Source organism: Sedimentitalea sediminis, assembly GCF_042687825.1.
Classification (GTDB): Bacteria; Pseudomonadota; Alphaproteobacteria; order Rhodobacterales; family Rhodobacteraceae; genus Sedimentitalea.
On the sequence record NZ_JBHUQE010000016.1, the window covers coordinates 63182 to 74446 of the forward strand.

An 11265-nucleotide genomic window follows, 5' to 3' on the forward strand; every position below is an offset into this window, starting at 1 on the left:
CGCTGTCTGCGCCATGTTCCGGCCAGAAAATCGCAGGGGCACAGCATGGACATGACAGAACTGGCAGACAGGGTCCGGGCCGGCGACCGGCGCGCATTGGCACGGGCCATCACGTTGGTGGAAAGTCAGCGCGCTGATCATCGCGCACAAGCCACGGACTTGCTGGAGCGGCTGGCCGCGCAGGGGCGGCAGGCACAGCGCATCGGCCTGTCGGGCACCCCGGGTGTGGGCAAGTCCACTTTCATCGAAAGTTTTGGCATGATGCTGTGCGCTCAGGGCCTGCGGGTTGCTGTTCTGGCGGTCGACCCCAGTTCGACCCGTTCGGGCGGCTCGATCCTGGGCGACAAGACCCGGATGGAGCAATTGAGCCGCGAGCCCAACGCCTTTATCCGCCCCTCGCCCAGCCAGACCCATCTGGGCGGCGTGGCCCGGCGCAGCCGCGAGGCGGTGGCCTTGTGCGAGGCGGCGGGGTTCGACGTGGTGCTGATCGAGACCGTCGGCGTTGGCCAGTCCGAAACCGTGGTGGCCGAGATGAGCGATTTGTTCCTGTTGCTGCTGGCGCCGGCGGGGGGCGACGAATTGCAGGGGGTCAAGCGCGGCATCATGGAGATGGCCGACATCATTCTGGTCAACAAGGCCGATGGCGATCTGAAACCGGCGGCGACGCGCACCTGTTCGGACTATGCCGGGGCGCTGCGACTGTTGCGCAAGCGGCCGCAGGACCCCGAGGGCTTTCCAAAGGCCATGATGGTCTCGGCCGTCGAAGAAACCGGTCTGGCCGGAGCCTGGGACGAGATGCAGACGTTGATCGGCTGGCGCAAGGAAAACGGCCATTGGGCGGCGCGGCGCGCGGCGCAGGCGGAATACTGGTTCCATCAGGACGTGCGCCAAGGGGTTCTGGCACAGCTCGGTGAGGGCGCGGTGAAAAAGCAGATGCAGCGTCTGGGCGCGCTGGTTGCGGATGGCGTGGTGACACCGTCCGCAGCAGCGCGCGAAATGCTCGAACAGCACCTGCATAGATGAGCCGCGCGGCGCGGCGCGTCTTTGACGGCGATCGGCTGCGCGCGACCCTGTTCAACCCCGGCGGCACGCGGTTGCTGGTGACTTTCCGGCAGCGGGTGTCCGACGCCGGCAGGTTTTCCGATCCGGCGCCGGTGCAGGGCTTTGTCAATCGTGGCTATGCCCATCTGCATCTGCAGTCACGCTGGAATGACTGGTTCATCAATGCCGAAACCCCGGCGCTGGAGCAGGCCCTGAGCCGCCTGGCCGACCGGCATGAGGTCGTGCAGGCCATGGGGTTCTCGATGGGCGCTTACGCCGCTTTGCGCTTTGCCCGCAATCTGAACCTGCGCGATGTGGTTCTGGTTTCGCCGCAGGTTTCCATCCATCCCGACGTGGTGCCCTGGGACGGCCGCTATGCCGCATGTGCCGCCGGGTTCGACCGTCAGATGGGCGATCTGGGGTGCCGCGCGGTGCCCGGGCTGCGGGGTATACTGGCCTACGATCCGTTTCGCGCGCCGGATCGCCGCAATGCCCGCGCCATCGGCCGGTTGTTCCCGGGCCTGCAGCTTTGTGCCCTGTCCGGTGGGGGGCACCCGGCCACGCAGGTCCTGCGTCTGGGCGGCGCCTTTGGCAAGCTGCAGCTGCGTCTGCGCGAGGACCGGCTGGAGCGGCGCTGGGTGGTGCAGGAACATCGTCGGCTGCGCAGCGAATCGGCGGTTTACTGGGCGCGGCTGGCGAAATTTGCCGGAGGCCGGGGCCGCGAAGCGCTGGCAGAGACGGCAGCGCGGATCGCGCTTGTGCTGCGGGCCGCGGACGCCGAATAGGTCGCCGTGGGGGCGCATCGGGGCGCTGGGACCGGCGTCGGGCGAAACCGGGTCAAACGGGGACCGACTGGGCCTTGACGGGGCAGGGCTTTGCGCCTATCAGCACCAGACAGATTTTCAGGCGCGGCCCGTGCGGCGCCTTTTTGTATTGCGATGCGGGATGACTCGCATCGGACACTAGACGAGGTATGTGACATGTCGCGCCGCTGCGAACTGACCGGAAAAGGCCCGATGACTGGCAACAATGTCAGCCACGCCAAGAACAGAACCCGCCGCCGGTTTCTGCCGAACCTGAACGATGTGACCCTGCAGTCCGAAACCCTGGGCCGTGGCGTCAAGCTGCGGATCTCGGCATCGGCCCTGCGCAGCGTCGATCACCGCGGCGGGCTGGACGCGTTCCTGGCCAAGGCCAAGGACGATGAACTGTCGGCGAACGCGCTGAAGGTCAAGAAAGAGATTGCCAAGGCCGCGGCCAGCGCCTGATCTCCGCTTTGCGATCCGCGTCGGAATAAGTCTAGCCGGCCCCGCGCACCCCGCGGGGCCGTTTGCGCTTGCGCCGTGCAATGAACGCTGCCAAACCGGCGCTGGTATGATGTTCGATTTTTTGTCCAGATCCGTCGGTTTCGCGCTGGTGCTGCTGCTGCTGCTGACCAGTCAGAGCATGGCTGTGGCGCGTGGCGCGCCAGGGCCGGCGGGACAGATGCAGCTGTGCACCGGTACCGGACCCGTGATGGTCTATGTGGACGCGGACGGCGCACCCGTCGGTCCGCCGCATATCTGTCCGGACTTTGCCCTGACACTGTTGGACCATGTCGCCGCGTCGCCGGCCGGTGGTCCGGGCCTGGTTTCGGTCGGGCGCCGTTTGTCGGTGATCTTGCCGGTGCGGCAGAGCGGGGCGATATTTCGTCCGCGCAGCGTGGCGCGCGCACCGCCCGTGCCTGTCTGATCTGACCCACATACCTACAGCCGAACATTTTTTCAGGAGAGACACGATGTCCTTCAAAACCACCCTTATTGCGGCGGTAGCTGCCGTGACCTTGAGCAGCGGCGCCTGGGCCGAAGACATGGCCGAAAAGATCATGATCATGGACCCCTATGTACGCAGCGCGATGAAGTCCGCGACCACCGGCGCGGCGTTCATGACGCTGATGAACAAGACCGACCAGGACGACCGGTTGATCCGCGCCAGTTCCGAGATCGCCGAGCGTGTCGAACTGCACACCCATATCGAGGACGAAAACGGGGTGATGCAGATGCGTGAAGTCGAGGACGGCTTTGTGGTTCCCGCCGGCGGTGCGCATCTGTTGCAGCGCGGCGGCGACCATGTGATGTTCATGGGCTTGAAACAGCCCCTGACCGATGGCGAGACGGTTTCGGTGACGCTGACCTTTGAACAGGCCGGTGAGGTCGTGGTCGAGGTGCCGGTGGATCTGATGCGCAAGCCCAAGCATGGCATGAAACAGCACAAGATGGGCAGCGGCGGCTGAGCCGGGGGCGTCCGGCCTCGGGCTGCTTTGCAGCCGTCGGCCGGACGCGGGCCGGTCCTTTCAGGGGCCGGCCTGCGCGTCGCTGCGGCGGGCGAGCAACTGCGCGACCCAGTCCGGCACCAGCCGGGTCGCCGGTCCCTGTCGGACCTCGTCGAAATCCGAGGCCACGTCCGAGGCGTCGAGATTGAGTTCGACCGTATGGGCTCCGGCGGCTGCGGCCTCGAACACAAAGGCCGCCGCCGGATAGACCTGGCCCGAGGTGCCAATGGCGGCAAACAGGTCCGCGGTCGCCAGATGGTCAGAGATTTCGGACATGTGATAGGGCATCTCGCCGAACCAGACCACGTCCGGGCGACCCGTGGGGGCGCGGCAGGCCGGGCAGGGTTCGCCGCTGCGCATCGCGTCAGGGGCGGTCCAGCGATGGCCGCAGGCCCAGCACAGGGCCCCGGACAGGGTGCCGTGCATATGGATCACGTCGCGCGCGCCGCCCGCCTCGTGCAGCGAATCGACATTCTGTGTCACGATCACCACCGGGCCGGGCCATTCCGCCTGCAGCCGGGCCAACGCATGATGCGCGGCATTGGGTTGCGCCTGTGCGGCCTGAACCCGCCGCGCGTTGTAAAAGCGGTGTACCAGGTCGGGATTGCGGACAAAGCCCTCGGGCGTTGCCACGTCTTCGATCCGGTGCTGTGCCCATAGACCGTCGGCGTCGCGGAACGTGCCCAGCCCGCTTTCCGCCGAGATCCCGGCCCCGGTCAGAATCACGATCTTTTTCATGTGGTCTCCCTTGCCTGGCAGATGCTATCGGGACGGGCAAACAACCGGCCATGGATCATGCCTCGATCACCCGCAATTGCCCGATCAGCCAGGGCAGTCGGGCGGTGGCCGGATCGATCATCTGGGACTGTACCAGCCGCCGCATGGTGCCCGCCACATCGCGCGGCACGCGGTCGGCCCAATCGGCGCCGGCAAACAGCGAGATCGTGCGGGTGAACGAGGCGAAGGGCAGGGGAAAGGCGTCGATCTCGTCATGGAACCGGGTCGCGCGCATATAGCCCAGCGGCGTGGTTATCGCCCAGCCGATGCGCCGCGCTACCATGGCGATCAGCGCCAGATGGCTGCCGATTTCGAACCGATCCTCGAAATCCAGCTGCTGTCGCGCCAGATGCGCCTCGATCTGCCGTCCGATCAGTTGTTCGCGGGCATAGCGCAGCAGTGGCAACACGCGGGCCGCCTCGGTAATCTCGGCGGCCTCGCGGATCGCGCCGCGCGGTGTCACCAGAATGAACGGATCGCGCACCAACGGGTACTCGATCACCCCGTCATGCACCTCGCCGGTGCTGGCCGAGACCGCGATGTGAAACTGCTGGGCCTGCATCGCGGCGTTGATCTCGTGGCTGGGCGCGGTGATCAGCTTGAACCGGCAGCCGGTCAGGCTGTCGGCCAGGATCGTCACCAGGCGCGGCGTCAGATCATTGTCGAAATCGTCGATCAGCCCGATCGACAGGGTCCCGAGATGGCTGAGATCCATCACCGTCAATTCGCTTTGGGCCAGGCGCAGTTCGGCAAGAACGGACCGGGTGCGGACAAGAAAGCCGCGCCCGGCATTGGTCAGGCGCATCGGACGCCGCGCCCGATCCACCAGTTCGGTGCCCAATGCGGATTCCAGATTGCGCAATTGCTGGCTGACGGCGGGTTGGCTCAACCCGGTCAGATCGGCCGCCTGGGCCACCGATCCGGTCCGCGCCAGCGCCTCGAACACCTCCAGCCCCCGCAGGGTCATCCCCTTGATCAGCACCCTGTCGTCTCCATCCGGTGCACACCCGTCTGTCGGGTCCGTCCGCGTTGCCCGGTTAGCCGCAGGACCGGCGGGCGCGTTCGCCGAACGCCTTGTAGCGCAGCCAAAAACTCTCGTCGCTGCGCCGGTCCGATTGCCGCACCTCCTGCGCCATATGTGGATCCTTGAAGAACTTGGCCGCCTTCTTGCGGTCGGATCGTGTCAGGCTGCCATTGGCCACCGCCTGAATGCAACGGCACAGTTGCGGCGTTGCCGCCGTGCGCCCCGAAGACCGGCAGGCGCGGTCGATGATGCCGGCCTCGACCGGCGCGGGCGCCCCGGCCAATAGCATCCCCGCACAAGCGATCGTGAACAGAAAACGTGTCATGCTGCTGCCTCATTCCGTTTTGCGGGCTTTCCTGTGGGGTCTTGCCGCCCCTCGATCCCGACAGGCGCAGTATGGCGCAAACGGTTTGACGGATCAATCGGGGCGTCAAGCACCGGCGCAGCGGGCGGAATTCAAAGGACGCCGAACAACCACAGCCCCAAACTGACGAGAGCCGACAACAGGCCGCTGACAGTCAAGCCAAGACGAGCGGTCTTGAATTCCCTGCTGTCAAATATTCTGGCACCGGTTTCACAGGCTTGGTCAAAGCGCAGTTTCATTTTGGCCGCTCGATTGAAAATGCGGGTCGCCTCGTCCGCCCCGGGCAAGGGCGGCGCGCCGCTGATCAGGGGTTGCGTTGCATCGTTTATCAGTGCCGGAATATCCTGCGCGAAATCCTGCTGCATTGTGCTTTCGCTCAGATTTGTCAGCAACGGCAGCGCGTCTTCCAGCAATTCTGCACCCTCGGGACCCAATTCGCGCATTTTCTGCGTGGCGATGATGTTGCGGTTATTGGCGACGTCCGGGTGTTGCGCACGGATTGCCAGCGCGCCTTCTTGCACGGCTTCGAGCAGGGCAAGGTTGTCTTCGCTTTCGGCGAGTTCGTGGGTGTCCCCGATCTGACGCCGCAAGCTGGCCGCGACCGAGGTGTAGTCCATCTCGATGCGCTGCGGGTCATTGGCGTATTGCGTGTTGGCGCGCCTCAGCACTCGAATTTCGTGACTGTCCTGCCGCAGCCCGTTCTGCCCCAGTAGGGCATCCTCGATTGCATCATCGGCGCGCGCGATCATCGCGCCAAGGAGTGCCGGGTTTTCAATGGGAATCGGATCGACCCGAAACTTGCCGGTCTCCACGTTCAGTTCCACGGTTTCAGCCAGAGGGGCTTTGTCGCGAAGAAACGTTGCCTTTATTTCCTCGATCCGAGCGGCAACCACCTTTGGTCCGGCGTCCCATTCGGCTTCGGTAACACTAGCCGCAATTCGCTGGCTCAAGGCCCAAGGCAAGGGGCGACCGTAGAGGATGGCCTCGTACCATTCCAGCCAGAAGCCCCATTTTTCCGGGGCGGCCTGCATCGCGCGTTTCATTCGGTCCCAGAGCTTGGCAAGGCCCGGTGGCATCGTGTCATTTGGCCATAGTGGTGACCAATCTCCTGGACTGACCGCATCGTGCTCGGCAGCGGCGAAGCTGGCGCCGTAAGCAGAAGGGAAGAGGGACATATCACAAGGAGGGTGGGGAGTTTTCGAATAGGGAACGCGGTTGGCTCGCTCGGTCGCAAGGTAGAATTGAAGGGCTGGTTCCCCCGCTGCACCAAGCATTTCAAGGGTAAAATGGGCGGACCTGCCAAGACCCATGGCGGTGTTTTCGTTTTCGTTCTCTGCGTTGCCGATCGCGCCCGAGGCGGAGTACAGGGCGGTGGCCGCACGCCATGAACTGTAATCGTCTACGGCTGTTTCCTTGTCTGTTCCAGACGCGGAATCGGTCGTTGCAGCCGTAATAGTCAACAACGCACGGAAAAAGACCGGCGTGAGCGAGTCAAATGAATTCTCTGGCAAAGCGCCAAGCTTTGGGAGCGCCCTTAGAACGCAGCGTGCGGCAAACCAGACACGCACCTGGTATGGCTGTGTTTCCAACCATTTCTGTGCGCTTTCCTCGCTTGTGATCTTTGCCTGCACCATTGTCTTTGAACTGCCTCAAACTCACTTCCGTGCCACTTTTTCAGACCTAGAGTTTGAGCGCAATTTTATTGGCGCAGTGAAACTCGAACCGTGGTTTCGTGCGTAAATTTCAATCCTGGGTGATGAACCATTTCTTGGCCCGCTCCCAGATTTCGGCGCTGTAGACAGCGCCGACGAGGCAGGCGCCGAAGACCACATAGGGGTTGGGGTCGTTGCCCGATTGCGAGGCGATCGCCAAGCCGCCATAGGCGCCGACATAGACCACGATGGCGGCGCAAAAGCCCGAAAAGACGACGGTGGCGATGCGGGCCATGTCGAATTCCTCGCGCCCGCCGGATTTCACGAACTGCGCCACCAGCGCCCCCAGCAGGCCGAACCCGATCAGGCCGGTGATCAGCGTGACCTCCATGGATTCGGTGCGCAGCAGCCAGCTGGCGGCCAGCCCGACAACCCCCAGATACGAACCGTAGTCGCGCCGGCTGGGCGGTGAATAGCTGATCGCCGCACTGCTGTTGCATTGGCTGTCGGCCTGCCGCAGCAGATCGCGGATCGCCCGTTCCTCTTCGGCCAGACTGCGGTCGGCGCGTTCCAGCATGCGATCGACCCCGTCCGGGGTGCCATCGACCCCGTCGCGCATCACCGATCCCAGGATATCCACCGCGTCGGCATAGCGTCGCTCGGCGGCCTCGACGGCGATGTCGCACCGGCTGATGGTGCCGTACACGTCGGTCACGACGAATTGGTACCAGTTGCGCAGATCCAGGAAATGCCGGTTGGCTTCGCGCTTGCCGCGACGCACGTCGATCTCGGATTCATAGGCGATGGCCGCGGCGTCCAGCTGGTTGCGCGCGGTCTGCGCGGCATTGGCCCGCAACTGGGTCTGGGACAGACGCACGGAATTCAGATTGGCCTCGATGTCGACGGTCACGCGCCGCATGTAAAGCAGCCATTCGGCCGAGGACGGTGCCATCTGCCGCGCCTGCCCGTTCTGGTCCGGGGGCAGCACGGCCTCTTCGGCAAACAGCGCGGACAGGGATTTCTCGCTGCCCGGATAGGGCGATGCCTGACCCGGCCTGCTGGGCAGCATGGTCGCCAGCGTGGTTTTCAGATCTTCGGCGGGGCGGGGCGGTTCGGTGGTGTCCTCGCTGAGCAGCGGAACCGCCAGAATGGCGCTGAGCGTCAGGTAGATGGCAAAGAAGGCAACGGCACCATAGGCCAGCCAGAACTGTTCTTTCGCCTGCAGATCCGAGCGGACGCGGGAACTGACGATGGCGACAATCACAAAGACGGCGACGGCGGCGACCATGGTGACCGGGTCCAGACGCCCCAGACCGGAATCGCCGAACACACCGATGGCCACCATGCGGATGGTGGCGGCGGCATCGGAAAAGAACCCGGCCACGCAGCTGCTGTCGATGACGCTGTTGCGCAGCGCGGTGTTGTTCTCGATACACAGCATGCCGTTGCGGAACGAGGCCATGATGTCGCCAGGCACGTCGGAAAACAGACCGATGATCAGGGATGCTGTCACCGCGTACAGGTCCTTGAGCAGGGAGCCGAAGAAGAACGCCGTGGCGACCAGTCCGAACAGCCGGTTCAGGGGTTGGGTGCCGCGCACCGAAGGGGCGTTCAGCAGGCTGCGCAAGGCCCAGGTCACCGCCAGTACGAGCAGCCAATAGAGCAGGACAACGATAAAGACGGTAAAGCTGAGCGAGGTGATCAAGAGTACGATGTCGATCGCCTGCAGCGCAAAGGGCGGTGCCATCGTGTTGGCGAACTCATCCGCCCAAAGACCGATGCCCAGCCGGGCAATCAACAGAATCGCCGACAGCAGGATGAACATAACGCCGAAAAAGCGCAGCGACCGCAGCAAAATGGTCATTTGAAAAAACCTTTGGGGTCAAACACCGTTATGCTAGCACGCTTTGGGATTCGCGCAACTTTCACGGGCGCTCCGATCCGCCCCGACCCGGTTTTGCCAATTGACCAGCGCCCGAAGCTGCGACATATCCCGATCCATGACAGACCTCGCACATATCCGCAATTTCTCGATCGTCGCTCATATCGATCACGGTAAATCGACGTTGGCCGACCGCCTGATCCAGGAGACGGGCACGGTGGCTGGGCGCGACATGAAGGAACAGCTGCTCGATGCCATGGATATCGAGCGCGAGCGCGGCATCACCATCAAGGCCAACACGGTCCGTATCGACTATAAGGCGGACAACGGCGAGCAATATGTGCTGAACCTGATCGACACGCCGGGCCATGTGGACTTTGCCTACGAGGTCAGCCGCTCGATGCGCGCGGTCGAAGGGTCGCTGCTGGTCGTGGACAGCACCCAGGGGGTCGAGGCGCAGACGCTGGCCAATGTCTATCAGGCGATCGACGCCGATCACGAGATCGTGCCGGTCCTGAACAAGATCGACCTGCCCGCCACCGACTGCGACCGGGTGGCCGAACAGATCGAGGATGTGATCGGCATCGACGCCACCGGCGCCATCCGGGTCAGCGCCAAGACCGGCGTCGGCATCCACGAAACGCTCGAGGCCATCGTCCACCACCTGCCCGCGCCCAAGGGCGACCGTGACGCGCCGCTCAAGGCGATGCTGGTGGACAGCTGGTACGACGCCTATCTGGGGGTGATCGTTCTGGTGCGCATCATGGACGGGGTTCTGAAAAAGGGCGACCGGGTCAAGATGATGCAGAACGGCTCGTTGCATCTGGTGGACCGTATCGGCGTATTCCGCCCGCAGATGCAGCCGGTCGACGAACTGGGGCCGGGCGAGATCGGATTTCTGACGGCCAGTATCAAGCAGGTGCGCGACACCCGGGTCGGTGACACGATCACACACGAGAAAAAGGGCTGCGACACCGCGTTGCCGGGGTTCAAGCCCAGCCAGCCGGTGGTGTTCTGCGGTCTCTTCCCGGTGGATTCAGCCGAGTTCGAGGACCTGCGCGACGCCATCGACAAGCTGGCCCTGAACGACGCCTCGTTTTCCTATGAAATGGAAACCTCGGCGGCGCTGGGGTTTGGTTTCCGCTGCGGTTTCCTGGGGCTGCTGCACCTCGAGGTCGTGCGCGACCGGATCGAGCGGGAATACGATATCGACCTGATCACCACCGCGCCCAGCGTGGTCTATCACATCCACATGCGCGACGGCACCATGACCGAGCTGCACAACCCCGCCGACATGCCGGACCTGACCCATGTGGATCACCTGGAGGAACCGCGCATCAAGGCGACCATTCTGGTGCCCGATGAATATCTGGGCGACGTGCTGAAACTGTGCCAGGACCGGCGCGGCATCCAGATGGACCTGACCTATGCCGGGTCCCGCGCGATGGTGGTCTATGACCTGCCGCTGAACGAGGTGGTATTCGATTTCTACGACCGGCTGAAATCGGTGACCAAGGGCTATGCGTCCTTTGACTATCAACTGACCGAATACCGGCAGGACAATCTGGTCAAGATGTCGGTCCTGGTGAACGAAGAGCCCGTCGATGCCCTGTCGATGATGGTGCATCGCGACCGCGCCGAGGCCCGTGGCCGGGCGATGGTCGAGAAACTCAAGGACCTGATCCCGCGCCACATGTTCAAGATCCCGATCCAGGCCGCCATCGGCGGCAAGGTCATCGCCCGCGAGACCCTGAGCGCGATGCGCAAGGACGTGACCGCCAAATGCTATGGCGGTGACGCGACCCGCAAGAAAAAGCTGCTGGAAAAGCAGAAAAAGGGCAAAAAGAAAATGCGCCAGTTCGGCAAGGTGGACATACCTCAAGAGGCGTTTATTTCAGCGTTGAAGATGGATGGGTAATGTTTGAGAAACAGGAAATCTCGGATCACGAGGTTGTTCGCCTAAGAGAATTGGATGAAGGTCAACGGCTAGACTTCAAGTCAGCTAGAATTTCCGCGGCAAAGTTGTCTCAGAGTTTGTCCGCTCTATCCAACACAGATGGTGGTGAATTGTTTGTTGGGATAGAGGACGACAGACGCTGGATTGGCTTTGACAACTTAGAGGCCGCAAATCCAATTGCATCTGTGATTTGCGACGTTTTTCCCGTCGAAGACTATGTCTCGTGTGTTTTTTTGGGCCTTGTTGCACAAATCGGC

12 protein-coding genes are annotated in these 11265 nt (G+C 63.3%); 7 read left to right on the plus strand and 5 right to left on the minus strand.

Translation table 11 applies throughout. From position 1 onward, the window contains the following. Nucleotides 1–45 precede the first annotated feature (45 nt). From meaB to ACFMPD_RS13320, 5 genes are all read left to right on the plus strand, one after another. Nucleotides 46–1023 (plus strand): methylmalonyl Co-A mutase-associated GTPase MeaB, encoded by a 978-nt coding sequence (meaB, locus tag ACFMPD_RS13300; RefSeq protein ID WP_380995183.1) that lies wholly within the window; start codon nucleotides 46–48, stop codon nucleotides 1021–1023. Next, on the plus strand, nucleotides 1020–1826 hold the full coding sequence (locus ACFMPD_RS13305; RefSeq protein WP_380995185.1) for an alpha/beta hydrolase: 807 nt from the start codon (nucleotides 1020–1022) through the stop codon (nucleotides 1824–1826). The genes meaB and ACFMPD_RS13305 overlap by 4 nt, the downstream gene beginning before the upstream one ends. Before the next feature lie 195 nt (nucleotides 1827–2021). Further along, nucleotides 2022–2309, plus strand: coding sequence for a 50S ribosomal protein L28 (gene rpmB, locus ACFMPD_RS13310; RefSeq protein ID WP_380995188.1), 288 nt, complete (start codon nucleotides 2022–2024; stop codon nucleotides 2307–2309). 109 nt (nucleotides 2310–2418) lie between these two features. Next, a complete protein-coding gene (locus ACFMPD_RS13315) occupies nucleotides 2419–2772 on the plus strand; it encodes a hypothetical protein (RefSeq protein ID WP_380995191.1) in 354 nt (117 codons plus the stop codon). Between the two features lie 46 nt (nucleotides 2773–2818). Then, nucleotides 2819–3313: a copper chaperone PCu(A)C gene (locus ACFMPD_RS13320; RefSeq protein ID WP_380995193.1), complete on the plus strand. Its 495-nt coding sequence runs from the start codon at nucleotides 2819–2821 to the stop codon at nucleotides 3311–3313. A 60-nt stretch (nucleotides 3314–3373) separates the two neighbouring features. Here the strand turns inward: ACFMPD_RS13320 and ACFMPD_RS13325 are convergent, their stop codons facing one another. The 5 genes from ACFMPD_RS13325 to ACFMPD_RS13345 all read right to left on the minus strand — a co-directional run bounded on the left by ACFMPD_RS13325 (nucleotide 3374) and on the right by ACFMPD_RS13345 (nucleotide 9033). Further along, on the minus strand, nucleotides 3374–4090 hold the full coding sequence (locus ACFMPD_RS13325; RefSeq protein WP_380995195.1) for an NAD-dependent deacylase: 717 nt from the start codon (nucleotides 4088–4090) through the stop codon (nucleotides 3374–3376). Between the two features lie 55 nt (nucleotides 4091–4145). Further along, nucleotides 4146–5111: a LysR family transcriptional regulator gene (locus ACFMPD_RS13330; RefSeq protein WP_380995197.1), complete on the minus strand. Its 966-nt coding sequence runs from the start codon at nucleotides 5109–5111 to the stop codon at nucleotides 4146–4148. Nucleotides 5112–5166: 55 nt separating this feature from the next. Then, nucleotides 5167–5478: a hypothetical protein gene (locus ACFMPD_RS13335; protein WP_380995200.1), complete on the minus strand. Its 312-nt coding sequence runs from the start codon at nucleotides 5476–5478 to the stop codon at nucleotides 5167–5169. Between the two features lie 131 nt (nucleotides 5479–5609). Beyond that, nucleotides 5610–7151 (minus strand): hypothetical protein, encoded by a 1542-nt coding sequence (locus tag ACFMPD_RS13340; protein ID WP_380995202.1) that lies wholly within the window; start codon nucleotides 7149–7151, stop codon nucleotides 5610–5612. Between the two features lie 109 nt (nucleotides 7152–7260). Continuing rightward, nucleotides 7261–9033, minus strand: coding sequence for a hypothetical protein (locus ACFMPD_RS13345; RefSeq protein WP_380995205.1), 1773 nt, complete (start codon nucleotides 9031–9033; stop codon nucleotides 7261–7263). A 136-nt stretch (nucleotides 9034–9169) separates the two neighbouring features. Between ACFMPD_RS13345 and lepA the strand changes: the two genes are divergently transcribed. Both lepA and ACFMPD_RS13355 read left to right on the plus strand, forming a co-directional pair. Continuing rightward, nucleotides 9170–10969, plus strand: coding sequence for a translation elongation factor 4 (gene lepA, locus ACFMPD_RS13350; protein WP_380995208.1), 1800 nt, complete (start codon nucleotides 9170–9172; stop codon nucleotides 10967–10969). Then, nucleotides 10969–11265: AlbA family DNA-binding domain-containing protein (locus ACFMPD_RS13355; protein ID WP_380995210.1), on the plus strand; the 297-nt coding region annotated here is incomplete at its 3' end. The genes lepA and ACFMPD_RS13355, both read left to right, overlap by 1 nt.

Coding starts and splice junctions, on each gene's coding strand:
- meaB (WP_380995183.1), top strand. CDS start 46: ATGGACATGACAGAACTGGCAGACAGGGTCCGGGCCGGCGACCGGCGC.
- ACFMPD_RS13305 (WP_380995185.1), top strand. CDS start 1,020: ATGAGCCGCGCGGCGCGGCGCGTCTTTGACGGCGATCGGCTGCGCGCG.
- rpmB (WP_380995188.1), top strand. CDS start 2,022: ATGTCGCGCCGCTGCGAACTGACCGGAAAAGGCCCGATGACTGGCAAC.
- ACFMPD_RS13315 (WP_380995191.1), top strand. CDS start 2,419: ATGTTCGATTTTTTGTCCAGATCCGTCGGTTTCGCGCTGGTGCTGCTG.
- ACFMPD_RS13320 (WP_380995193.1), top strand. CDS start 2,819: ATGTCCTTCAAAACCACCCTTATTGCGGCGGTAGCTGCCGTGACCTTG.
- ACFMPD_RS13325 (WP_380995195.1), bottom strand. CDS start 4,090: ATGAAAAAGATCGTGATTCTGACCGGGGCCGGGATCTCGGCGGAAAGC.
- ACFMPD_RS13335 (WP_380995200.1), bottom strand. CDS start 5,478: ATGACACGTTTTCTGTTCACGATCGCTTGTGCGGGGATGCTATTGGCC.
- ACFMPD_RS13340 (WP_380995202.1), bottom strand. CDS start 7,151: ATGGTGCAGGCAAAGATCACAAGCGAGGAAAGCGCACAGAAATGGTTG.
- ACFMPD_RS13345 (WP_380995205.1), bottom strand. CDS start 9,033: ATGACCATTTTGCTGCGGTCGCTGCGCTTTTTCGGCGTTATGTTCATC.
- lepA (WP_380995208.1), top strand. CDS start 9,170: ATGACAGACCTCGCACATATCCGCAATTTCTCGATCGTCGCTCATATC.